Below are 21,795 nucleotides of genomic sequence, written 5' to 3' on the forward strand. Positions count from 1 at the left end.
GGAGATCGTCATGCAGCGCAAGAGCCTGTTATTGCTGGTAGTGCTGGTGATGGCCCTCGGCGGCCTGTTCTTCTGGCTGCAGCGCGGGCCCGAACCCTTGCCGGTAGAAGACACCCACTACCTGCCGGGGCTCGACCCGCAGCAGGTCAGCGGCGTGCGTATCGAACGTCCCGGCCAGCCGCCGATCCAGGTGGCGCGCAAGGACGGCGGCTGGGTGATGCCGGCGAAGGAAGACTACCGGGCGGCGGGACGCCTGATCGGCGACCTGCTGCAGGACCTGGCGCAGGCGCGCAAGGTCGAGCCCAAGACACGCGATCCGGCCAACTTCGCCCGACTCGGGCTGGCGGAGAAGGGCGAGGGCGCCGCCGTGCGCCTGACCCTGGAGCGGGTCTCCGGCGCCCCCATCGACGTGCTGCTGGGCAAGAACGCGCAGCAGGGCGGCCGCCTGGTGCGCCAGCCGGGAGACGACCAGGTCTGGCTGATCGATCAGTTCCTGAACCTGCCCCCCGACGAACTGGACTGGCTGGACCGGCGGGTGACCCGTATTGCCTTCGAGGACATCGCCGAAGTCTCGGTGCACTACCCCAAGGGTGAGACCTTGACGGTCTACCGCGACAAGCCCGGCGAACCCAACCTGCGGGTGCGTCAGTTGCCCAAGGACGCGCGGCTGCCCGATGAGGCGGCGGCGAACGGAATGGCGCTGCCGTTCGGCAACCTGCTGTTCAACGAGGCTGCGCCGTTGGATCAGGTGCAGTTCAAGGGCCCGCCGCAGCTTTCGCTGACGCTGAAGACGCTCGACGGCGGGCGGCTCTCGGCCCATCTGCAGCGCCAGGGCGGGCAGCCGTGGTTGCTGCTGGATCGGGTGGAAGGCTTTGCCGAGGGACAGGTCCTGGCGCGCAGCGACTGGGCCTATCGCATCGAACCGGAGCAGGCCGGTGCGCTGGCGCGACGTCTGGAGGATATGCAGGGACGCAAACCCTGATTGGGAAACAGGCGCCGGGTGTTGCGAAAACGCCCGGAACTATCGTGCAAAGTTGTGAGCGAGTCCAAGTTCGAAACACTTTCGTTACGCAGGGTAACGAGCCCCAAAATGGCCCTGCAGGCCCCGAAAAATGGCACTTTGGCCTGTTTGGTCATAGGGCCGCGGAGTTGATGAAAAAGTGCTTTCCAGCTGTAACTTTTGGTTTATATACTCGGGATCGCGGTCGCCTGCGGGCGTTATTCGAATTGCCTTCCAACGCGGCTCTGGCCCAGGTCGGATGATGAGGAAAACGTTCTGCCGGACGAACCGTTGAAGTCCTCATTTCGGGGGCCACCCAAAAATAATAGGCAAGTTGGAGAGTGTGGTAATGGCTGATCGTGAGGTCGGAACCGTCAAGTGGTTCAATGACGCCAAAGGTTATGGATTCATTCAACGCGATAGCGGTCCGGACGTTTTCGTTCACTACCGTGCCATTCGTGGCGATGGTCACCGCTCCCTGGTCGAAGGCCAGAAAGTGGAGTTCTCGGTGATCCAGGGTCAGAAAGGCCTCCAGGCGGAAGACGTCGCCAAGGTCTGAGCCCCCGAAGACAAAGGCCCGTCCAATGGATGGGCCTTTGTTTTTCAAGCCTTGCCCGGGTCGGGTTCAGCTCGTGCGCCAGGTAATCTCTTCGACGCCCGCGGTGGTCACCTTCAGCCAGCGGTCCGCGTCCTCCTCGCCCTGATCCTCGCTCCAGCCGCCCGGTGCGCAGCGTACTTCCACCTCCAGCGCGGCGCAGGCATCGCGGGCGCAGGCGACGTCGTCGTCCCACGGCGTGGCGTCGCTGTCCAGGAACAGGCTGTTCCACTTGCCCACGGCTTTCGGCAGCCAGGTAACCGGGATGCTGCCGGCGGTGCACTTGAGCGTCTCGCCCTGGGCGCGCCATTCGGAGCGGGGGCCAAGGGCCTTTTCCAGCCAGGCGCCGACGGCGGCCTGGTCGGCATCCTTGAGGTAGATCTCGATATCCGGTTGGCGCATGGCGTCCTCGTCAGGGTTCTTGGCGTTCCAGCCAATCGTAGCGTACCGCGACCGTCACCTCGAAAGGCTCGGCGAGGATGCGCTCGCGCCGTTCGGGGTTGACCCGCCAGCCGTGGGGTGTCATCGCCAGCAGGTGTTCGCGGGCTTCACGGGTGTGCAGCGGCAGCTTGAAGCTCAGCTGTTCGCTGTGTGCCAGCTTCAGTTCTTCGGGCAAGTCGGCGAGGTGCTTGTCTTCGACGTACTCGCGGACTTCGTCGTACAGGCGCTGACGCAGTTCCAGCAGGTGATCGCGCGCCGGACCCAGACGCAGCACGCCGCCGCCTGGAGTGAGCAGGCGTGCCGCTTCCTTCCAGTCGATCGGGCTGAACACGCTGGCCAGCAACTGGCAGGAGGCATCGGCCAGCGGCACGCGGGCCATGCTGGCGACCATCCAGGTCAGTTGCGGGGCGCGGCGGCAGGCGCGTTTGACGGCCTCGCGGGAAATGTCCAGTGCATAGCCGTCGGCCTCGGGAAGAGCTTCGCCCAGTTGCGCGGTGTAGTAGCCCTCGCCGCAACCGATATCCAGCCAGCGGCCCGGTGCGCGCTCGGTGGCCAGTCCGGCCAGTCGTCCGGCCAGCGGCGCGTAGTGGCCGGCGCCGAGGAAGTGCCGGCGTGCCTCGACCATCGCTGCGTTGTCACCCGGATCGAGACTCTTCTTGTGCTGTACCGGCAGCAGGTTCAGATAGCCCTGGCGGGCGCGGTCGAAACGGTGGCCGGCGGGGCAGGCCACGCCATTGTCGACGGTACTGAGCGCCTCGCGGCACAGCGGACAGATCAGCATTCCTTTTTCCCCAGCGGCTGCGGCAGGTCGCTGCGCAGCACGGTCGGCAGCGAACGGCGACGCTGGGCGATCTGGTACACGCGCAGGGCGTAGCGGCGCTCGGCGGCAGGCGTGGGCGGCGGGGTGTCGGGCTGGATGGCGCCCAGGCAGAAGCCTTTGTTGGTTCCACTCATGCCAGCAGTCGCACCAGGGTCTGGTAGTAGATTTCGGTCAGCACATCGAGGTCGCTGGCCAGTACGCGTTCGTCCACCTGGTGGATGGTGGCGTTCACCGGCCCGAGCTCGACCACCTGGGTGCCCATCGTGGCGATGAAGCGGCCGTCGGAAGTGCCGCCCGAGGTCGAGGGGGTGGTCTCGCGGCCCGTGACGGCAAGAATCGCGGCGGCCACGCCGTCGAGCAGCTCACCCGGTTGGGTGAGGAACGGCAGGCCGGACAGCGCCCAGTCGATGTGCCAGTCCAGGCCGTGCTTGTCGAGGATGGCGGCGACGCGCTGCTGCAGGCCTTCCACGGTGGATTCGGTGGAGAAGCGGAAGTTGAAGATCACCTTCAGTTCGCCCGGGATCACGTTGGTCGCGCCGGTGCCGCCGTTGATGTTGGAGATCTGGAAGCTGGTCGGCGGGAAGTAGTCGTTGCCGTTGTCCCAGTGCTCGGCAGCCAGCTCCGCCAGGGCCGGGGCGGCGAGATGGATCGGGTTCTTCGCCAGGTGCGGGTAGGCCACGTGGCCCTGCTTGCCACGCACGCTAAGGGTGGCGCCCAGGGAGCCACGGCGACCGTTCTTCACCACGTCGCCGACCAGGGTGGTGCTGGAGGGTTCGCCGACGATGCACCAGTCCAGGCGCTCGTTGCGCGCCTTCAGGCGCTCGACCACGGCCTTGGTGCCGTGATAGGCCGGGCCTTCCTCGTCGCTGGTGATCAGGTAGGCGATGCTGCCGCGATGGTCCGGGTGGTCGGCGACGAAGCGCTCGGTGGCGATGATCATCGACGCCAGGCTGCCTTTCATGTCCGCAGCTCCTCGGCCGCAGAGCATGCCGTCGGCGTCGATCAGGGCGTCGAACGGCTGGTGCTGCCAGGCCTGTTCGGGGCCGGTGGGGACCACGTCGGTGTGGCCGGCGAAGCACAGCACCGGGCCGTTGGCGCCGTCGCGGCCCTGGCGCAGGGCCCAGAAGTTGTCCACTTCCTCGATGCGCATGGGCTCCAGGGCGAAGCCGCAGGCGTCCAGGCGCTGCATCATCAACTGCTGGCAGTCGGCATCGACCGGTGTGACGGAGGGACGGCGAATCAGCTCGCAGGCGAGGGCCAGTGTCGGCGAGAGGGACATGAGGGGCATCCTGGGGGTGGAACGGAAAAAGGCGCCCATCTTAAAGCAAAAACGCCGGCGTTTGGCCGGCGTTGCTACGAGGAGATGGACGGTGACGGCCTTGGTAGGAGCGAGCCAGCTCGCTCCTACAAGGTTCAGCGGGCTGGCGCGGCGTCCGCGGCCGGCGCCGGCTGCGGCCCTGGCGCCGACGACAGCAGCGCCATCACCAGTGCGGCGAGGTAGGGCAGGGACTGCACCAGCAGCATGGACACCCAGAACATCATGTCCCGGCTCGGTACGCCCTGCACCAGCACGATGCCCAGCGCCGCGCCCCACAGCAGCAGCATGATGAAGACTTCCTCCCGCGCCTCGGCGAGGGCTACGAGGATGCCGTGGTTGGAGGCCATCTTCGGCGTGCGGAAGAACGGGATGGTCTTGGTGAACGCCCCGTAGAGCACCGCCTTGGCGATGGTGTGCGACAGGGCCAGACCGGCCACGGCCGCCTGGAACGAGCGCAGCAGGTTCACGCCCACCGCGCGGCGGTAGAGGAACATGATCTTGCCGAACTTGAAGAAGAACAGCGCCAGCGGCGGGATGGCGAAGATCAGCAGCGGCGGGTCGACCCGCTTGGGCACGATGATCATCGCCGAGGACCAGAGCAGCGCACCGACGGTGAAGAAGATGTTCATGCCATCGGCGATCCACGGCAGCCAGCCGGCGATGAAGTGGTAGCGCTGGCCGAGGGTGAGCTTGCTGTCTTTGCCCTGGAACAGGGCGCGGGCGTGGCCCTTCATGATCTGGATGGCGCCGTAGGCCCAGCGGAAGCGCTGCTTCTTGTAGTCGATGAAGGTATCCGGCATCAGCCCCTTGCCGAAACTCTGGTGCGAGTAGGCGGCCGAATAGCCTTTCTCGAACACTCGCAGGCCCAGCTCGGCGTCCTCGCAGATGGTCCAGTCGGCCCACTTCAGCTCGTCCATCACGGTACGGCGGATCATGGTCATGGTGCCGTGCTGGATGATCGCGTCGCGGTCGTTGCGGGTGACCATGCCGATGTGGAAGAAGCCCTTGTACTCGGCGTAGCAGAGCTTCTTGAAGACGTTCTCCTCGCCGTCGCGATAGTCCTGCGGCGATTGCACCACGGCGATCTTCGGATCACTGAAGTGCGGCACCATCTGCTTGAGCCAGTTCGGCTCGACGCAGTAGTCGGCGTCGATCACCGCGACGACTTCGGCGTCCGGCGCGGTGTGCGGCAGGATGTAGTTCAGCGCGCCGCCCTTGAAGCCGGCCAGCGGCGCGACGTGGAAGAAGCGGAAGCGCGGGCCGAGCACTTCGCAGTAGTCGCGCACCGGTTCCCAGACGGCCGGGTCCTTGGTGTTGTTGTCGATGATCAGGACTTCGTAGTCCGGGTAATCGAGCTTGGCCAGGGCATCCAGGGTCTTCTTCAGCATCTCCGGCGGCTCGTTGTAGCACGGCACGTGCACCGAGACCTTGGGGCGATAGCTGGTGTCGGTCAGCACCGGGTCGAACGGCCGGCGGCGCTTGCGCACCCAGACGGTCTCGGCTAGTTCGTGGGCCTCGGTGAGCAGGACGATGAACACGCCCAGCGCGCCGATGCCCAGCAGGCCGCCGACGGTCAGGCTGAACCAGGTGCTGTATTGCTGGCTGTAGTCGTAGGCGATCCATACCAGCACCGAGCCGCCGGCGAAGGCGACCACGGTGAGGAAGGTCCGCCCGCGCTGGCGCAGGGCGCTGCCGTCGATCATCAGCAGGGTCAGGGCGAGCAGTGCCATCACCACCGAGGCCACTGCCAGGGCGCGCCACTGCGGGATGTTCACCACCGGCCCCTCGAAGTTGAACTTGGGCTGGCGCTGGGCGTTGTAGACGCCCCAGTAGGCACCGACCGAACCTTCGTCACCGACTTTCCACGGCTGGTCGAAGGCCTCGACGACGAAGTAGTTGTAGCCCTTCTTGTTCAGTGCGTTGGTCAGCCGGCGCAGGTAGATGGCCTGGTCGGCGCCGGTGGCGTCGGCGCCGCCGCGCATGCGGCCATTGCTCGGCCAACCGACTTCGGCCAGCAGCAGCGGCTTGCGCGGGAACCTGGCGCGCAGCTCGCGGGCGCGGTCGAGGACGAACTGTACCGAGTCGTCCATCGGGGTGAACTCCCAGTAGGGCAGCACGTGGGCGGCGATCAGGTCGACATGCTTGGCCAGCTCCGGGTACTTCTCATAGATGTGCCACTGCTCGGCGGTGGTCACCGGCACCTTCACCGCCTTGCGTACGCGGTCCAGGTAGGCGGTCATCTGTTCGACCGTGACCTCGCGGCGGAACAGCGCCTCGTTGCCGACGATCACTCGCACCACGCTGCGCGAGTTGTTGGCGATCTCGATGCCGCGCTCGATCTCGGCTTCGTTCTCGGCCTCGTCCGGACCGATCCAGATGCCGAGGCTGACGCGCATACCGAGCTCCTCGGCCAGGCGCGGGATGTCGGCCAGCGAGCCTTTCACCGAATAGGTGCGGATGTTGTCGGTCTGTTTCGCCACCAGTTCCAGGTCCGAGCGGATCTCGTCGTCGCTGGGGAACTGGTTCTTCTGTGGATTCTGGTTCAGGCGAAAGGGCGAGAAGGAGAATCCGGAGATGCTTTCCGGCCAGGCGGGAACCGTGACGGGGCGGTTGTACAGGGCCCAGAAACCGGTGAAGAGTGCCGCGAGGGCGACGAAGACCACCAGGTTGAGGCCGAACTTGCGTGCAGGCATGGTGCGATCGGGTTCCAAAGGGTGGAACGGGGAGGGGCCGGGACAATCTCTGTACGGGATAGCTCGGACGGGGCGCATCCTACCCCGCACTCCGGGGGCTGTACAGGTTGCCGGCGGTCCGCCGCGCGGGCGTTCGTGGGCATTTTCCGACAGTTTAGAATGTGGGGCAGGCGCGTGACTGAGACTGTGGCAATCGGGCTTTGTTGCAGGCGGGCCCAGGCCGATTGTTATAGGGGGCCGGTCGTTACAGGAGTCCGGTCGTTATAGAATGCCGGCCGTTTCGATGCGAGGTGTGGGCGATGCAACTGGATGAACAGCGTTTCGGCGGAATCGCCCGGCTTTACGGCCGTGAGGGCCTGGAGCGGCTGGCGGCCAGCCATGTGGCGGTGGTCGGGATCGGCGGCGTGGGTTCCTGGGCGGCCGAGGCCCTGGCGCGCAGCGGCGTGGGCGAGATTTCGCTGTTCGACCTGGACGACGTTTGCGTCACCAACACCAATCGCCAGGTGCATGCGCTGCAGGGCGCCGTGGGCAAGCCCAAGGTCGAGGTGATGGCCGAGCGCCTGAAGGCGATCAACCCTGGTATCGTCGTACACGCTGTCACCGATTTCGTCACCCGCGAGACGATGGCGGACTACATCACTCCCGAGCTGGACTGCGTGATCGACTGCATCGACAGCGTCGCCGCCAAGGCCGCGCTGATCGCCTGGTGCAAGCGCCGCAAGTTGCAGATCATCACCACCGGTGGCGCGGGCGGGCAGGTGGACCCGACGCAGATCCAGGTCGCCGACCTGAACAAGACCTTCAACGATCCGTTGGCCGCCAAGGTCCGCTCGACGCTGCGCCGCGACTACAACTTCTCGCGCACGCCGGGCCGGCATTACAGCGTGCAGTGCGTGTTTTCCACCGAGCAGCTGCGTTACCCGAAGCCGGACGGCACCGTGTGCCAGTCCAAGAGCTTCGTCGGCGAAGGGGTGAAGCTGGATTGCGCCGGCGGCTTCGGCGCGGTGATGATGGTCACCGCCACCTTCGGCATGGTCGCGGCGGCGCGGGCGGTGGACAAGATTGTCGCCGGCGCGCGTCGGCCCTCGGAGCGCGCTGCGGGCTGAATGCTCTTGTAGGAGCGAGCTTGCTCGCGAACGGGTTCCGGCAGCTACGGAATCAAGCGGTTCGCGAGCAAGCTCGCTCCTACAAATCTACGATCAGCTCCTGCATCCGCTTGAGCACCGCATTCAAGCCATTGCTGCGCGAGGGCGATAGCTGCCGGCCGAGCCCCAGTTGGTTGAACCAGCCCGCCAGATCGACCTCCGCCAGCTCCGGCCCCGGCAAGCCATCCACCCGCACCAGCAGCAACGCCAGCAGCCCGCGCAGCAGGCGCGCATCGCTGTAAGCGCGGAAGTGCCAACGGCCAGCGCGCGAATCCGCCACCAGCCAGACATTGCTCTCGCAGCCGTGCACGCGCTGTTCGTCGCTGCGCTCGGTATCGCTCAGCGGTTCCAGGCGTTCACCCCATTGCATCAGCAGGCGCGCGCGCTGCTCCCAGCCTTGCAGCGCGGTGAAGGCCTGCAGCGCCTCGGCGGCAGCGGCGGGCAGGTTCATTGCAGCAGCTCCAGGGCACTGTCCAGCGCGTGGAAGAAACGCTCCAGGTCGGCGCCGTCGTTGTACAGGCCGAGGGAGACTCGCAGGGCACCGGCGACATCCAGGGTCTTCATCAGCGGCATGGCGCAGTGGTGCCCGGCGCGTACGGCGATGCCCTGCTCGGTGAGCAGGTGGCCGAGGTCGGCGACGTGCACGCCCTCCACCACGAAGCTGGCCAGCGCCACTTCCGGCTCGCCCAGCACGCGCACGCCATCGCGGGCGCGCAGGCCGGCGAGCAGGCGGGCGTGGAGGATGGCCTCGTGGGCACTGACTTCGGCGCCGTCCAGGCGCGCCAGCCATTCCAGCGTGGCACCCAGGGCGATGACCGCGCCGATGGGCGGGGTGCCCGCCTCGAAGCCGATGGGGGCGTTGTGGAACTGTGCGTCGAAGTAGTCCGCCACGTGGACCATCTCGCCGCCGAACTGCCAGTGCGCCAGGCGTTCCAGTGCCTCCGGGCGGCCCCAGAGCAGGCCGAGCCCTTCCGGGCCGTAGAGCTTGTGGCTGGAGCAGACGTAGAAGTCGCAGCCCAGCGCGGACAGGTTGTGCCGGCCGTGGACCACGCCCTGGGCGCCGTCGACCACGGTCAACGCAGCGTGCCGCCGAGCCATCTGCAGCAGTTCCGGCAGCGGTTGCCAGGTGCCGAGCACGTTGGACAACTGGCTGACGGCGAGCAGTCGAGTGCGCGGGCCGATCAGGCTGGCGGCGCGCTCCAGGTCGATGCGCCCGCTACGATCCAGGGGCAGGACCACCAGTTTCAGCCCGCGTCGGAGTGCCAGTTGTTGCCAGGGCAGCAGGTTGGCGTGGTGCTCCAGGGCGCTGATGACGATCTCGTCGCCGGTCTGGAACTGGCTTTCCAGGCCATAGGCCAGCAGGTTCAGCGCTTCGGTGGTGCCGCCGGTGAAGATGATCTGCGCCGGGCTGCCGCCGTTCAGCCAATTGGCCGCCAGGGTGCGGGTGGCCTCGAAGGCACGGGTGGCGCGTTCGCCGGGCAGGTGCTGGGCGCGGTGTACGTTGGCGGCGCCGCTGGCGTAGTAGCCGGCCAGGGCATCGATCATGGCCTGGGGCTTCTGTGCGGTGGCGGCGCTGTCGAGGTAGGTCTGGCCTTCGGCCTCGAAGGTGGCAAGGGCCGGGAAGTCGGAGCGCCAGGGCGAGGGAATGGACATGGGCGTGTGGCCGGTTGCGGAAAATGGAAAACGGGGGCCGCAGCCCCCGTTTTTCAAGCTTAGTGCGAACCCCGCGCGAGCGGGGTGCTCAAGCTTAGTTGTGCGCGTGCAGCGCTTCGTTCAGTTCGATCGCGGTCTTGTTGGTCTTGCACTCGACCGCGCCGGTCTGGGAGTTGCGGCGGAACAGCAGGTCCGGCTGGCCAGCCAGGTCGCGGCCCTTGACCACTTTCACCAGGTTGTTCTGGTCGTCCAGCACGGCGATCTTGGTGCCGGCGGTGACGTACAGGCCGGCTTCGACGATGTTGCGGTCGCCCAGCGGAATGCCGATGCCGGCATTGGCGCCGATCAGGCAGCCTTCGCCGACGCTGATGACGATGTTGCCGCCGCCGGACAGGGTGCCCATGGTGGAGCAGCCGCCGCCCAGGTCAGAGCCCTTGCCGACGAACACGCCCGCGGAGACGCGGCCTTCGATCATGCCCGGGCCTTCGGTGCCGCCGTTGAAGTTGACGAAGCCTTCGTGCATCACGGTGGTGCCTTCACCAATGTAGGCGCCCAGGCGCACGCGAGCGGTGTCGGCGATGCGCACGCCGCTCGGGACCACGTAGTCGGTCATCTTCGGGAACTTGTCGACGGAGAAGACTTCCAGCAGCTTGCCCTTCAGGCGCGCCTCCAGTTGCAGCTCGGCCAGTTCGGCCAGGTCGACGGCGCCCTGGTTGGTCCAGGCCACGTTCGGCAGCAGCGGGAAGATGCCGGTCAGGTTCAGGCCGTGCGGCTTGGCCAGGCGATGGGACAGCAGGTGCAGCTTGAGATACGCCTCCGGGGTGGAGGTGGGGGCGGCGTCTTCGGCCAGCACGGTGGCGACCAGCGGCTTCTGGCTCTCGGCCAGGCGGTTGAGCAGGGCGGCCTGGGCTGCATCGACGCCCTTGACGGCGTCGGCCAGCTGGTAGGCCTGGTGGGCAGTGAAGGCGATCGCCTGGTTGCCGCCCTGATAGGCCAGCAGCGGGCTGATCGCGGCGACCAGTTCGGCGCTGGGCTTGAGCAGCGGCTGTGCGTAGAAGACTTCCAGCCAGTTGCCCTGGCGGTTCTGGGTGCCGACACCGAAGGCCAGGCTGAACAGGGATTTCGACATGTGGGTGCTTCCTTGAAAAGAGAATCTCGAAGAGGGTATTCGGTCAGGCCGGACGACGGCTGAGCAGCAGGCCCAGCCCGGCGCTGCCCAGCAGCGCGGCGCAACCACGGTTGAACAGGCGCCGGGCGCGTGCGCCGGCGAGCAGCTTGCCGAGGTGGAGCCCGGCAAGCCCGTAGAGGGCGATGGCCAGCCATTCCAGCAGCAGGAAGGCCGTACCGAGCTGGGCGAACTGGGCGGCCACGGCCTGGTGCGGATCGACGAACTGCGGCAGGAAGGCGGTGAAGATCAAAATTGCCTTGGGATTGCCGGCGGCGACCCAGAACTCCTGGCGCGTCAGGCGCCAGAGGCTGCTGGCCGGGACGGCGGCGCCATTCACCTGCAGGTCGGCGGTGGGCGCGCGCCAGAGTTGCACGGCCAGCCACAGCAGGTAGGCGGCGCCAATCACCTTGATCACCAGGAACAGCCAGGCCGAGGTCTGCAGCACCAGCGCCAGGCCGGAGGCGGCCAGGGCCAGCATGCCGGCGAACGCCAGCAGGCGACCGCTGCCGGCGAGGGTCGCGCGCAGCAGGCCGAAGCGCGCGGCGTTGTTCAGCGACAGCAGGTTGTTCGGTCCCGGCGCCAGGTTCAGGGCGAAGCAGGCGGGGAGGAACAGGGCCCAGGCGATGCTCATGGCGGGACGGCTCAGGCCAGCGCGGCGGCGTAGTTGTCGGGCTTGAAGCCGACCAGGGTGCGGCCGCCCAGATCCAGAACCGGGCGCTTGATCATCGACGGCTGGGCGAGCATCAGTTCGATGGCCTTGGCCTGGTCGAGATCGGCTTTGCGGGCGTCGTCGAGCTTGCGGAAGGTGGTGCCGGCGCGGTTCAGGAGGGTTTCCCAACCGTGCTCGGCGCACCATTGCTCCAGGTGCGCGCGGTCTATTCCGCTAGTCTTGTAGTCGTGGAATGCGTACTCGACGCCATGTTCGTCCAGCCAGGTGCGGGCTTTCTTCATGGTGTCGCACGCCTTGATTCCATACAGCGTCCGCTGACTCACGGGGCGCATCTCCTTTTTCATGCTTTATTCAGGCGCGGGATTATGCCACTTCCCGTTGCCTTGCGGGATGCCGGCGGGGGAATCGGCGGATTGCAACAGTCTGTTGCCGATCCGGAGGCTGATCCGTCGTTGCACCGATGGTTCAATGCAGCGCTGTGCCGGGAGTTCGTCGATGCAAACCGTTTACACCGTGCTGATCCTGCTGCTGACCGTCGGGGGCACGCGGCTCGCCGCGCAGCTGATCCCGCTGCCGCTGCCATTGATCCAGATCGCCGCCGGCGCCGCGCTGGCCTGGCCGAGTCTGGGGCTGCACGTGGCGCTCGATCCCGAACTCTTCATGTTCCTGTTCATCCCACCGCTGCTGTTCGTCGATGGCTGGCGCATGCCCAAGGGCGAGTTCTGGAAGATGCGCGGGCCGATCCTGGCGCTGGCATTCGCCCTGGTGTTGGTCACGGTGGTGGTCGGTGGCGCCTTCATCCACGTGTTGATACCGGAGATTCCCTGGGCGGCGGCCTTCGCCCTGGCGGCGGTGCTGTCGCCCACCGATGCGCTGGCGGTCTCGGCCATTGCGCAGAATCGCCTGCCCAGGCGCTTGATGCACGTCCTGCAGGGCGAGGCGCTGATGAACGATGCCTCGGGCCTGGTGGCGTTCAAGTTCGCCATCGCCGCCGCCATGACCGGAACCTTCTCGCTGATGGATGCCAGCCTGTCGTTCCTGCTGGTGGCGGTGGGCGGCCTGGCCTGCGGCGTGCTGCTGAGCTGGCTGCTGGGGCGCATCCGTGGCTGGATGATCCGTCGCGGCTGGGACGATCCGGCGACCCACGTGGTGCTGATGCTGCTGTTGCCGTTCGCCTCCTACATGGTGGCCGAGGAGGTGGGCGTATCCGGCATCCTCGCCGCGGTGGCGGCCGGCATGATGCAGAGCTGGGTCGACCTGTTGCCGCGACAGACCAATACCCGGCTGCTCAACCGCAGCGTGTGGTCGATGCTGGAGTTCGCCTTCAACGGGGTGGTGTTCCTCCTGCTCGGCCTGCAGTTGCCCGACATCCTCAAGTCGGTGGCGCACCATGCCGACGACATGCTCTGGCATTCGTCGCAACTGCTGTTCTATGTGCTGGCGGTCTTCGCGGCGTTGCTGCTGCTGCGTTTCGCCTGGGTCTGGTGCTACTGGAAGGTCGCGGTGCGCTTCGAGCGCTGGTGGGGCGTCGAACTGGGCGGTCGTCCGGGGGAGCCGACCCTGCGGCTGTCGGCCATTTCCGCGCTGGGCGGGGTGCGCGGGGCGGTGACCCTGGCGGGCGTGCTCTCGGTGCCGTTGCTGCTGGGGGATGGCTCGCCGTTTCCGCAGCGCGATCTGATCATCTTCATCGCCGCCGGAGTGATCCTGGTGTCGTTGCTGGCGGCGACCATCGGCCTGCCGATCCTGCTGCGCGGACTGCCGGCGGCCAGCAATGACCGCCGCGAGCTGGAGGTGGGGCAGGTCTGGCGCAAGACTGCGGTGGCGGCGATCCGCATGCTGGAAAGCGAGGAGCTGCCAGCCAGGGAAAACACCGATGCCGAGGTAACGGCGCGGTTGGCTGAGGTCAAGGCGAAGCTGATGGCCGAATACCGCCATCAGCTGGATCCTGCTCCGGACAGCCTGGAGGCCCGCGAGCGAGCCCGCAGTCTGGAACTCGCCGATCAGGCGCTGCGCATCAAGGCGCTGCGCGCGCAGCGGCTGGAGCTGTACCGGATGCGCCGCGAGCACGAGATCGACGACGAGACTCTGCGCGAGGTGCTGGGGGAGCTGGACACCCAGGAAGCCTGGGTGACCAGCAAGGCGGGGCGGTGGGTGTAAACAGGCTTTGATTGCTTTCGCAGGGGCGAGCTTGCTTCGCGAACCGCCTGGCACCGGTGTCCGGCAGGAATCCGTTCGCGAGCAAGCTCGTTCCTACAGGGTGTGCAGCTTTACAGGCCCTGTACGTAGCGCTTGATCCGCTCGGCCGCTTCCACGCATTCGGCCAGCGGAGCCACCAGCGCCATGCGCACGCGGTTGGCGCCGGGGTTCTCGCCGTTCACCTCGCGGGACAGGTAGGAGCCCGGCACCACGGTAACGTGCTGCGCATCGAACAGGCCGCGGCAGAACTCGGTGTCGGCGACCGGGGTCTTGGCCCACAGGTAGAAGCTGCCGTCCGGGCGTTGCACGTCGAGCACGCCGCCGAGGATGTCCAGCACAGCGTCGAACTTCTCGCGGTACAGGTCGCGGTTGGCGCGCACGTGATCCTCGTCCTTCCAGGCCGCGACGCTGGCCAGTTGGGTTTGAACCGGCATGGCGCAGCCGTGGTAGGTGCGGTACAGGAGGAATTTCTTCAGCACCTCGGCGTCACCGGCGACGAAGCCCGAACGCAGGCCCGGCAGGTTGGAGCGCTTGGACAGGCTGTGGAACACCACGCAGCGCGCAAAATCCGAGCGGCCCAGTTCGGCGCAGGCGGTCAGCAGGCCGGCTGGTGGGTTCTGCTCGTCGAAGTACAGCTCGCTGTAGCACTCGTCGGCGGCGATCACGAAGTCGTGTTCGTCGGCCAGGGCGATCAGCTTCTTCAGGGTCTCCAGCGGCACCAGAGCACCGGTGGGGTTGCCCGGCGAGCAGAGGAAGAGGATCTGGCAGCGCGCCCACACCTCCGCCGGCACGGCGTCGAAGTCCGGGTTGAAGCCGTTGTCTTCCAGGCAGGGCAGGTAGTGCGGCTCGGCACCGGCCAGCAGGGCCGCACCTTCGTAGATCTGGTAGAACGGATTCGGGCTGATCACCAGGCCCTTGGCGTTGCGGTCCACCACGGTCTGGGTGAAGGCGAACAGCGCCTCACGGGTGCCGTTCACCGGCAGCACGTGGCGCGCGGCGTCCAGCCAGCCGGCCGGCACCTTGAAGCGGCGCTCGCACCATGCGGCGATGGCTTCGCGCAGGGCGGGAATGCCCAGGGTGGTCGGGTAGACCGCCAACTGGTCGAGGTTGTCGGCCAGGGCCTTGGCGACGAAGTCCGGCGAGCGGTGCTTGGGCTCGCCGATGGACAGCGCGATGGGCTTCAGCTCCGCCGGCGGCTGGGCGCCGGCCAGCAGGGCGCGGAGCTTCTCGAAGGGGTAGGGCTGGAGCGAGTCGAGGGCAGGATTCATGGCAAGGCTCTTTCTATCTTGATTCTTACAAAAGACGGCTTAGATGCTGATGCGCACCGGCATGGTGTACTGGCCGCTGTCCGAGAGGATGTCCACCAGGGCGGTCTGGATGCGTTTGCACAAATCTGGGTCGGAGAGCGGCTGGTTGTGCGCATCGGTGACGAAGAACACGTCCTCCACGCGCTCGCCCAGGGTGGCGATCTTGGCGTTCTGTACCGACAGGTCGAAGTCCAGGAACAGCCCGCCGATGCGCGCCAGCAGGCCGGGACGGTCCGGCGCGGTGACTTCCAGTACGCTGACCTGGCGGGCCGCGTCGGTGGAGATGGTCACCTGCGGGGCGAAGGCGAAGTGCTTGAGCTGGCGCGGTACGCGGCGCTGGATGATGGTCGGGTACTCGTCCGGGTCCTTCAGGGCACTCACCAGGCCTTCGCGAATTTCAGCGACACGGGCGGGATTGTCACCGATCGAACCACCATCGGCGTCGAGCACGATGTAGGTGTCGAGGGTGAACAGGCTGGTCGAGGTGATGATCCGCGCATCCTGGATGTTCAGGTTGAGCTGGTCCATCGCCGCCACGGTCACGGCGAAGAAGTCGTGCTGGTCGGCGGCGTAAATGAAGATCTGCGTGCCACCTTCGAACTCGCGCTGGGCGGTTTCCCTGATCAGTACCAGTGGGGTGCCGTCGTCCGGGTGCTGGAGGATGGCCTCGGTGTGCCAGGCCACGTCGGCGGCGGTGTGGCGCAGGAAGTAGTCGTCGCCCAGCTGGCTCCAGAGCTGCTCGGCGTCGTCCTGGTCGATGCCGCCGCGCACCAGGATGTCGATGGCCGCGCTCTGCGTCTGGCGGATCTGCTCCTCGCGGTCCACCGGGTTCTCCAGGCCGCGGCGCAGCGCGCGCTTGGTCTCGGTGTAGAGCTGGCGCAGCAGGCTGGCGCGCCAGGAGTTCCACAGCGTCGGGTTGGTGGCGTTGATGTCGGCCACGGTGAGCACGTAGAGGTAGTCGAGGTAGGTCTGGTTGCCCATGAGTTGGGCGAAGTCGTAGATCACCTGCGGGTCGGACAAATCCTTGCGCTGGGCCGTGGTCGACATGATCAGGTGGTTCTGCACCAGCCAGGACACCAGGTTGGTGTCCCACGGCGGCAGCTGGTGGCGCTGGCAGAAGTGCTCGGCATCCACCGCGCCGAGTTCCGAATGGTCGCCGCCGCGGCCCTTGGCGATGTCGTGATACAGGCCGGCAATGTAGATCAGCTCCGGCTTGGGCAGGCGCTCCATGATCTTGCTGGCCAGCGGGTACTTTTCCGCCATATCCGGGCGGCGTAGCTTGCGCAGGTGCTTGATCAGATTGAGGGTGTGGGCGTCGACCGTATAGATGTGGAACAGGTCGTGCTGCATCTGCCCGACGATCAGGCCGAACTCCGGCAGGTAGCGGCCGAGGATGCCGTAGCGGTTCATCCGCCGCAGGTTGCGGTGGATGCCTTCCTGGCACTTGAACAGCTCGATGAACAGGCTGGTGTTGCGGATGTCGTGGCGGAAGTCGTCGTCGATCAGATGCCGGCTGTCGCGCAGCAGGCGGATGGTATCGGCGCGCACGCCTTTGATCTCCGGGTGCTGGGCCAGCAGTACGAAGATTTCCAGCAGGGCGAACGGGGTGCGCTTGAAGACGTTGGCGTGGGTGACTTCCAGGTAGCCGTCGCGCAGTTGGAAGCGGCTGTTGAGCGACTGGATCTGGCCGTTCTCGCCGGCCCGCAGTATCACTTCCTCGAAGTGCTGGGTGATCAGGTCGTTCAGCTCGGAAACCGCCATCACCACGCGGTAGTACTTCTGCATGAAACGCTCGACCGCCAGCTTGGCGTCGTTGCCCTCGTAGCCGAGTATCTTCGCGATGCTGCGCTGGTGGTCGAACAGCAGGCGGTCTTCGGCGCGGCCAGCGAGCATGTGCAGGGCGTAGCGGACCTTCCAGAGAAACTCCTGGCTGGAGGCCAGCACCGAGCATTCGCTCTCGACCAGGAAGCCCTCGCGCACCAGGGCATGCAGGTTGAGGCTGCCAAAATGGCGGCGGGCGACCCAGAGCAGCGTCTGGATGTCGCGCAGGCCGCCGGGCGAGCCCTTCACGTTGGGCTCGAGGTTGTATTCGGTGTCGTTGTATTTGGTGTGGCGGTGGATCTGTTCCTTGCGCTTGGCCAGGTAGAACTGTCCGCTGGGCCACATCTGCTGCGCGCTGGTGGCGTCGAGCATGCGCAGGCGCAGGTTGTCGGGGCCGGAGATGGTCCGGCACTCCATCAGGTTGGTGACCACGGTGAGGTCGGCGCGGGCCTCCTCGGCACACTCGGCCACCGAGCGCACGCTCTGGCCGACTTCCAGGCCGATGTCCCAGAGCAGGGTGAGGAAGCCTTCGATGGGCTCGCGGAAAGTCTCCTGGTCCTCGCTGTCGAGCAGGATCAGCAGGTCGATGTCCGAGTGCGGGTGCAGTTCGCCGCGCCCGTAGCCGCCCACGGCGACCAGCGCGATGTCGGCGTCGTCGCCCCAGTCGAAGCGATTCCAGGCCCGCTGCAGGATCTGGTCGACGAACCAGGCGCGGTCCTCGATCAGCCGGCGGATGTCGCGGCCGCCATTGAAGCGGGCGTCGAGCACCTCGTTGGCCTGACGAATGGCCTTCTTGAAGGCGGCGATGGGGCTGGATTTGAGGGCCAGTTCCGCCTGGAACTGCCCACGGTCGAACAACTCGGGATCCACCTGCGGCATGGCGGCCTTCCTGATCAATGGCTTAGGGGAGGGCAGGGGCAAGAGGGCAACCGGGCCTGTGCGCTTGGCGCCAGGCCCGATGGCTGTGCCGGGCCGGGATTTGTATGTTCTACCCAGCCGTCGGCGAGATTGCAAACCACACAAAATCTGCTGCGCGTCGGCATAACTGCGTTAAAAACAGGCGAGGACTGCTCATTTACAGCACGTAAACTCCGCGTCCTCGCCTGTTTGATTCGCTGGCGCTCACCCTTCGGGCCAGCCTGTGGCTGTTACTCCCGCTGGTCGTTGCGCCTTGTTCTGCTCTAGCTCGCAAGATTTTGAACAATCATTCAGACCGAGGTACGCGGGAAGCTTTCGTCGTTGCGCAGGGTCAGGATCTCGTAGCCGTCGGCGGTGACCAGCACGGTGTGCTCCCACTGCGCGGACAGCTTGCGGTCCTTGGTGATGGCGGTCCAGCCGTCGCCCAGCAGGCGGGTTTCCGGGCGGCCCTGGTTGATCATCGGCTCGATGGTGAAGATCATGCCTTCCTTGAGCTCCAGGCCGGTGCCGGCGCGGCCGTAGTGCAGCACCTGGGGCTCCTCGTGGAACACCTTGCCGATGCCGTGGCCGCAGTACTCGCGCACCACCGAGAAGCCGTTCTTCTCGGCGTACTTCTGGATCACTTCGCCGATGTCGCCCAGGCGCGCACCCGGCTTGACCACGTCGATGCCCTTGTACATGCATTCCTGGGTGATCTGGCACAGGCGGTCAGCCCATTCCGGGGTCTTGCCGACCAGGAACATCTTGCTGGTGTCGCCGTGGTAGCCGTCCTTGATCACGGTGATATCGAGGTTGACGATATCGCCTTCCTTGAGCGGCTTGTCGTTGGGGATACCGTGGCACACCACGTGGTTGATCGAGGTGCAGATGGACTTGGGGAAGCCCTTGTAGTTCAGCGGCGCGGGAATGGCCTTCTGCACGTTGACAATGTAGTCGTGGCAGATGCGGTCCAGTTCGTCGGTGGTGACGCCAGGCTTGACGTGCTCGCCGATCATTTCCAGCACTTCGGCGGCCAGACGGCCGGCGACGCGCATTTTCTCGATGTCTTCGGGCGTCTTGATGGTAACGGTCATGCGATTTCTCTATCAGGCGCAGCGTACGCGCGGGTCAAATGAGAGGAATACGCAAGTCTATCAGACTTGGCGGTCTCCTATATAAGGGACGGCAGGGTGGTCGGGTGGTGCCGGATGTCTGTTCGGGTTTCGCTGAGCCCGGGGTTGTGGTATAAAGCGCCCCGCTTCGAAGGCTACGGCCGTTTCGAGGCATTAACCCACACATGCATCGACACGATGGCCTGGGTGCCTTTCGACTGGTTCGGAGGGTTGGCCGTTGGGATGCATGGAGGCCTAACCCGACTTATCGAGGAACTATCATGTCCCAAGTCAATATGCGCGATATGCTGAAGGCCGGTGTGCACTTCGGCCACCAGACCCGTTACTGGAACCCGAAAATGGGCAAGTTCATTTTCGGCGCGCGTAACAAGATCCACATCATCAACCTCGAAAAAACCCTGCCGATGTTCAACGAGGCCCTGACCTTCGTTGAGCGCCTGGCCCAGGGCAAGAACAAGATCCTGTTCGTCGGCACCAAGCGTTCCGCCGGCAAGATCGTTCGCGAAGAAGCTGCCCGTTGCGGCATGCCGTACGTCGACCACCGTTGGCTGGGCGGCATGCTCACCAACTACAAGACCATCCGTCAGTCGATCAAGCGTCTGCGCGAGCTGGAAACCCAGGCTCAGGACGGCACCTTCGCCAAGCTGACCAAGAAAGAAGCCCTGATGCGCTCCCGTGATCTGGAAAAACTGGATCGCAGCCTGGGCGGCATCAAGGACATGGGCGGCCTGCCGGACGCTCTGTTCGTGATCGACGTCGACCACGAGCGCATTGCTATCACCGAAGCCAACAAGCTGGGCATCCCGGTCATCGGCATCGTCGATACCAACAGCAGCCCGGAAGGCGTTGACTATGTTATCCCGGGTAACGACGACGCCATCCGCGCCGTACAGCTGTACCTGGGCTCCATGGCCGAAGCCGTACTGCGTGGCAAGAGCGCCGGTGGCGTGACTGCTGACGAGTTCGTAGAAGAAGCGCCGGCCGAATCCGCCGAAGGCTGATTCCAGGACGTCCAGACGTCCTGTGGTGCGCGGAAAGGGGGCTAGGCCCCCTTTTTGCCACCCTGTAATTCCGCCCGGGCATCCGGGCGATCTGGTTTTGAGAGCAACTCAAGAGGATTTCGAAATGGCAGAAATTACTGCAGCACTGGTCAAGGAACTGCGTGAGCGTACCGGCCAGGGCATGATGGAGTGCAAGAAGGCCCTGGTAGCCGCCGAAGGCGATATCGAGAAGGCCATCGACGACATGCGCGCTTCCGGCGCCATCAAGGCTGCCAAGAAGGCTGGCAACATCGCCGCCGAAGGCTCCATCGCCGTTAAAGTGGCTGATGACGCCAAGGCCGCTACCATCATCGAAGTCAACTCGCAGACCGACTTCCTGGCCCTGCAGGATGACTTCAAAGGCTTCGTGGCTGCTTGCCTGGACAAGGCTTTTGCCCAGAAGCTGACCGATGCCGCTCCGCTGATCGCGGAACAAGAGCCGGCCCGTGAAGCCCTGGTCGCCAAGTGCGGCGAAAACGTCAACATCCGTCGTCTGGCTCGCGCCGAAGGTGACGTGGTTGGCGCCTACCTGCACGGCCACCGCATCGGCGTTCTGGTCACCCTGAAGGGCGGCAACGCTGACCTGGCTCGCGACATCGCCATGCACATCGCTGCCAGCAACCCGCAGTTCCTCGATCCGTCGCAGGTTTCCGAAGAAGCCGTTGCCAAGGAGAAGGAAATCTTCCTGGCTCTGAACGCCGACAAGATCGCCGGCAAGCCGGAGAATATCGTCGAGAACATGGTCAAAGGCCGTATCTCGAAGTTCCTGGCCGAGGCCAGCCTGGTCGAGCAGGCGTTCGTCAAGGATCCGGAAGTCAAGGTCGGTGAACTGGCCAAGAAAGCCGGCGCCGAAATCGTTTCCTTCATTCGTTATGAAGTAGGCGAAGGCATCGAGAAGGCCGAAGCCGACTTCGCTGCCGAGGTTGCTGCTCAAGTAGCCGCTTCCAAGCAGTAATAGACGGTCTCACGACTGTCGCCCCGCAAGAGGCTGCCCGCTAACGCGCGCGGCCTCTTTGCCAAACTGGGGAAGCCAAATGGGGCGGTTTCCACAGCGCAGGCCCGCACGGCGGGTTGACAGCGCCGTAAGCGTGGCGGGTCCACGCTTCCAAACCAAGGCGCCGTGGGCGCCAAGCATTCAATCGCCGCAGGAGAAATAGGTCATGGCTCAGCAGCTGAGCGCTCGTCAACCTCGCTATAAACGCATTCTTCTAAAACTGAGCGGCGAAGCCCTGATGGGGGCCGAGGAATTCGGCATCGACCCCAAGGTGCTCGATCGGATGGCCCTGGAAATCGGCCAGCTCGTGGGGATCGGTGTCCAGGTCGGCCTGGTCATCGGCGGTGGCAACCTGTTCCGTGGCGCGGCGCTGTCCGCGGCGGGCATGGACCGCGTTACCGGCGACCACATGGGCATGCTGGCCACCGTGATGAACGGCCTGGCCATGCGCGATGCGCTGGAGCGTTCGAACATCACCGCCATCGTCATGTCGGCCATTTCCATGGTCGGCGTCACCGATCATTACGACCGCCGCAAGGCCATGCGCCACCTGAACAGCGGCGAGGTCGTGATCTTCTCCGCCGGTACCGGCAACCCGTTCTTCACCACCGACTCCGCCGCCTGCCTGCGCGCCATCGAAATAGATGCTGACGTAGTACTCAAGGCGACCAAGGTGGACGGCGTGTACACTGCCGACCCGTTCAAGGACCCGAATGCCGAGAAATTCGAACGTCTGACGTACGATGAAGTGCTCGATCGCAAGCTGGGTGTGATGGACCTCACCGCCATCTGCCTGTGCCGGGACCAGAAAATGCCGCTGCGTGTGTTCAACATGAACAAGCCCGGCGCGCTGCTGAATATTGTTGTAGGTGGTGCTGAAGGCACCCTGATCGAGGAGGATTGA

At 65.5% G+C, this 21,795-nt stretch carries 20 protein-coding genes; 7 read left to right on the top strand and 13 right to left on the bottom strand.

Features of this window, described 5'->3' with window-relative positions; translation table 11 throughout:
* The first annotated feature begins 10 nt into the window (after nucleotides 1-10).
* Together H681_RS07475 and H681_RS07480 are read left to right on the top strand one after the other, a co-directional pair.
* On the top strand, nucleotides 11-982 hold the full coding sequence (locus H681_RS07475; RefSeq protein WP_015476242.1) for a DUF4340 domain-containing protein: 972 nt from the start codon (nucleotides 11-13) through the stop codon (nucleotides 980-982).
* A gap of 367 nt (nucleotides 983-1,349) precedes the next feature.
* Nucleotides 1,350-1,559, top strand: coding sequence for a cold-shock protein (locus H681_RS07480; RefSeq protein ID WP_015476243.1), 210 nt, complete (start codon nucleotides 1,350-1,352; stop codon nucleotides 1,557-1,559).
* A 66-nt stretch (nucleotides 1,560-1,625) separates the two neighbouring features.
* Here H681_RS07480 and H681_RS07485 read toward each other — a convergent pair whose 3' ends face one another.
* The 5 genes from H681_RS07485 to H681_RS07505 all read right to left on the bottom strand — a co-directional run bounded on the left by H681_RS07485 (nucleotide 1,626) and on the right by H681_RS07505 (nucleotide 6,867).
* Nucleotides 1,626-1,997, bottom strand: a complete 372-nt coding sequence (locus tag H681_RS07485) for a hypothetical protein (RefSeq protein ID WP_015476244.1) — start codon at nucleotides 1,995-1,997, stop codon at nucleotides 1,626-1,628.
* Nucleotides 1,998-2,007: 10 nt separating this feature from the next.
* Entirely contained in the window at nucleotides 2,008-2,817 is an 810-nt protein-coding gene (locus H681_RS07490) for a putative RNA methyltransferase (protein ID WP_015476245.1), read from the bottom strand.
* Entirely contained in the window at nucleotides 2,811-2,990 is a 180-nt protein-coding gene (locus tag H681_RS07495; protein ID WP_041711810.1) for a hypothetical protein, read from the bottom strand. Before H681_RS07495 ends, H681_RS07490 begins: the two co-directional genes overlap by 7 nt.
* Nucleotides 2,987-4,144: a succinyl-diaminopimelate desuccinylase gene (dapE, locus tag H681_RS07500; protein ID WP_177324580.1), complete on the bottom strand. Its 1,158-nt coding sequence runs from the start codon at nucleotides 4,142-4,144 to the stop codon at nucleotides 2,987-2,989. The genes H681_RS07495 and dapE overlap by 4 nt, the downstream gene beginning before the upstream one ends.
* Before the next feature lie 125 nt (nucleotides 4,145-4,269).
* On the bottom strand, nucleotides 4,270-6,867 hold the full coding sequence (locus H681_RS07505) for a glycosyltransferase (protein WP_015476247.1): 2,598 nt from the start codon (nucleotides 6,865-6,867) through the stop codon (nucleotides 4,270-4,272).
* Nucleotides 6,868-7,166: 299 nt separating this feature from the next.
* Between H681_RS07505 and tcdA the strand changes: the two genes are divergently transcribed.
* A complete protein-coding gene (gene tcdA, locus H681_RS07510) occupies nucleotides 7,167-7,973 on the top strand; it encodes a tRNA cyclic N6-threonylcarbamoyladenosine(37) synthase TcdA (protein WP_015476248.1) in 807 nt (268 codons plus the stop codon).
* A 79-nt stretch (nucleotides 7,974-8,052) separates the two neighbouring features.
* On the opposite strand, the gene H681_RS07515 is transcribed toward tcdA, so the two are convergent.
* From H681_RS07515 to H681_RS07535, 5 genes are all read right to left on the bottom strand, one after another.
* Nucleotides 8,053-8,463, bottom strand: coding sequence for a SufE family protein (locus tag H681_RS07515; protein WP_015476249.1), 411 nt, complete (start codon nucleotides 8,461-8,463; stop codon nucleotides 8,053-8,055).
* Nucleotides 8,460-9,665: an aminotransferase class V-fold PLP-dependent enzyme gene (locus tag H681_RS07520; protein ID WP_015476250.1), complete on the bottom strand. Its 1,206-nt coding sequence runs from the start codon at nucleotides 9,663-9,665 to the stop codon at nucleotides 8,460-8,462. The genes H681_RS07515 and H681_RS07520 overlap by 4 nt, the downstream gene beginning before the upstream one ends.
* Before the next feature lie 94 nt (nucleotides 9,666-9,759).
* Nucleotides 9,760-10,794, bottom strand: coding sequence for a 2,3,4,5-tetrahydropyridine-2,6-dicarboxylate N-succinyltransferase (gene dapD / locus H681_RS07525; RefSeq protein WP_015476251.1), 1,035 nt, complete (start codon nucleotides 10,792-10,794; stop codon nucleotides 9,760-9,762).
* Nucleotides 10,795-10,837: 43 nt separating this feature from the next.
* A complete protein-coding gene (locus tag H681_RS07530) occupies nucleotides 10,838-11,464 on the bottom strand; it encodes a LysE family translocator (protein WP_015476252.1) in 627 nt (208 codons plus the stop codon).
* Nucleotides 11,465-11,475: 11 nt separating this feature from the next.
* Nucleotides 11,476-11,835 (bottom strand): ArsC family reductase, encoded by a 360-nt coding sequence (locus tag H681_RS07535; protein WP_015476253.1) that lies wholly within the window; start codon nucleotides 11,833-11,835, stop codon nucleotides 11,476-11,478.
* Between the two features lie 163 nt (nucleotides 11,836-11,998).
* Here H681_RS07535 and H681_RS07540 point away from each other — a divergent pair, with 163 nt between their 5' ends.
* Complete coding sequence (locus H681_RS07540) at nucleotides 11,999-13,660, top strand: Na+/H+ antiporter (protein WP_015476254.1); 1,662 nt, start codon at nucleotides 11,999-12,001, stop codon at nucleotides 13,658-13,660.
* A 110-nt stretch (nucleotides 13,661-13,770) separates the two neighbouring features.
* Here the strand turns inward: H681_RS07540 and dapC are convergent, their stop codons facing one another.
* From dapC to map, 3 genes are all read right to left on the bottom strand, one after another.
* Nucleotides 13,771-14,967 carry a succinyldiaminopimelate transaminase gene (dapC, locus tag H681_RS07545; RefSeq protein ID WP_015476255.1) on the bottom strand — a complete coding sequence of 399 codons (1,197 nt, stop codon included), beginning with the start codon at nucleotides 14,965-14,967 and terminating at the stop codon, nucleotides 13,771-13,773.
* Nucleotides 14,968-15,006: 39 nt separating this feature from the next.
* Entirely contained in the window at nucleotides 15,007-17,706 is a 2,700-nt protein-coding gene (locus H681_RS07550; protein ID WP_015476256.1) for a [protein-PII] uridylyltransferase, read from the bottom strand.
* Nucleotides 17,707-18,035: 329 nt separating this feature from the next.
* Nucleotides 18,036-18,818: a type I methionyl aminopeptidase gene (gene map / locus H681_RS07555; RefSeq protein ID WP_015476257.1), complete on the bottom strand. Its 783-nt coding sequence runs from the start codon at nucleotides 18,816-18,818 to the stop codon at nucleotides 18,036-18,038.
* 299 nt (nucleotides 18,819-19,117) lie between these two features.
* On the opposite strand from map, the gene rpsB reads away from it, so the two are divergent.
* The 3 genes from rpsB to pyrH all read left to right on the top strand — a co-directional run bounded on the left by rpsB (nucleotide 19,118) and on the right by pyrH (nucleotide 21,795).
* On the top strand, nucleotides 19,118-19,858 hold the full coding sequence (gene rpsB, locus H681_RS07560) for a 30S ribosomal protein S2 (RefSeq protein WP_015476258.1): 741 nt from the start codon (nucleotides 19,118-19,120) through the stop codon (nucleotides 19,856-19,858).
* A gap of 124 nt (nucleotides 19,859-19,982) precedes the next feature.
* Entirely contained in the window at nucleotides 19,983-20,852 is an 870-nt protein-coding gene (gene tsf, locus H681_RS07565) for a translation elongation factor Ts (RefSeq protein ID WP_015476259.1), read from the top strand.
* A gap of 205 nt (nucleotides 20,853-21,057) precedes the next feature.
* On the top strand, nucleotides 21,058-21,795 hold the full coding sequence (gene pyrH, locus H681_RS07570) for a UMP kinase (protein WP_015476260.1): 738 nt from the start codon (nucleotides 21,058-21,060) through the stop codon (nucleotides 21,793-21,795).

This window comes from Pseudomonas sp. ATCC 13867, from assembly GCF_000349845.1.
Lineage (GTDB): Bacteria > Pseudomonadota > Gammaproteobacteria > Pseudomonadales > Pseudomonadaceae > Pseudomonas.

What these genes read in the sequence shown, in the direction of transcription:
- H681_RS07475 (WP_015476242.1), top strand. Translation starts at nt 11, where the DNA reads ATGCAGCGCAAGAGCCTGTTATTGCTGGTAGTGCTGGTGATGGCCCTC.
- H681_RS07480 (WP_015476243.1), top strand. Translation starts at nt 1,350, where the DNA reads ATGGCTGATCGTGAGGTCGGAACCGTCAAGTGGTTCAATGACGCCAAA.
- H681_RS07485 (WP_015476244.1), bottom strand. Translation starts at nt 1,997, where the DNA reads ATGCGCCAACCGGATATCGAGATCTACCTCAAGGATGCCGACCAGGCC.
- H681_RS07490 (WP_015476245.1), bottom strand. Translation starts at nt 2,817, where the DNA reads ATGCTGATCTGTCCGCTGTGCCGCGAGGCGCTCAGTACCGTCGACAAT.
- H681_RS07495 (WP_041711810.1), bottom strand. Translation starts at nt 2,990, where the DNA reads ATGAGTGGAACCAACAAAGGCTTCTGCCTGGGCGCCATCCAGCCCGAC.
- dapE (WP_177324580.1), bottom strand. Translation starts at nt 4,144, where the DNA reads ATGCCCCTCATGTCCCTCTCGCCGACACTGGCCCTCGCCTGCGAGCTG.
- H681_RS07505 (WP_015476247.1), bottom strand. Translation starts at nt 6,867, where the DNA reads ATGCCTGCACGCAAGTTCGGCCTCAACCTGGTGGTCTTCGTCGCCCTC.
- tcdA (WP_015476248.1), top strand. Translation starts at nt 7,167, where the DNA reads ATGCAACTGGATGAACAGCGTTTCGGCGGAATCGCCCGGCTTTACGGC.
- H681_RS07515 (WP_015476249.1), bottom strand. Translation starts at nt 8,463, where the DNA reads ATGAACCTGCCCGCCGCTGCCGCCGAGGCGCTGCAGGCCTTCACCGCG.
- H681_RS07520 (WP_015476250.1), bottom strand. Translation starts at nt 9,665, where the DNA reads ATGTCCATTCCCTCGCCCTGGCGCTCCGACTTCCCGGCCCTTGCCACC.
- dapD (WP_015476251.1), bottom strand. Translation starts at nt 10,794, where the DNA reads ATGTCGAAATCCCTGTTCAGCCTGGCCTTCGGTGTCGGCACCCAGAAC.
- H681_RS07530 (WP_015476252.1), bottom strand. Translation starts at nt 11,464, where the DNA reads ATGAGCATCGCCTGGGCCCTGTTCCTCCCCGCCTGCTTCGCCCTGAAC.
- H681_RS07535 (WP_015476253.1), bottom strand. Translation starts at nt 11,835, where the DNA reads ATGCGCCCCGTGAGTCAGCGGACGCTGTATGGAATCAAGGCGTGCGAC.
- H681_RS07540 (WP_015476254.1), top strand. Translation starts at nt 11,999, where the DNA reads ATGCAAACCGTTTACACCGTGCTGATCCTGCTGCTGACCGTCGGGGGC.
- dapC (WP_015476255.1), bottom strand. Translation starts at nt 14,967, where the DNA reads ATGAATCCTGCCCTCGACTCGCTCCAGCCCTACCCCTTCGAGAAGCTC.
- H681_RS07550 (WP_015476256.1), bottom strand. Translation starts at nt 17,706, where the DNA reads ATGCCGCAGGTGGATCCCGAGTTGTTCGACCGTGGGCAGTTCCAGGCG.
- map (WP_015476257.1), bottom strand. Translation starts at nt 18,818, where the DNA reads ATGACCGTTACCATCAAGACGCCCGAAGACATCGAGAAAATGCGCGTC.
- rpsB (WP_015476258.1), top strand. Translation starts at nt 19,118, where the DNA reads ATGTCCCAAGTCAATATGCGCGATATGCTGAAGGCCGGTGTGCACTTC.
- tsf (WP_015476259.1), top strand. Translation starts at nt 19,983, where the DNA reads ATGGCAGAAATTACTGCAGCACTGGTCAAGGAACTGCGTGAGCGTACC.
- pyrH (WP_015476260.1), top strand. Translation starts at nt 21,058, where the DNA reads ATGGCTCAGCAGCTGAGCGCTCGTCAACCTCGCTATAAACGCATTCTT.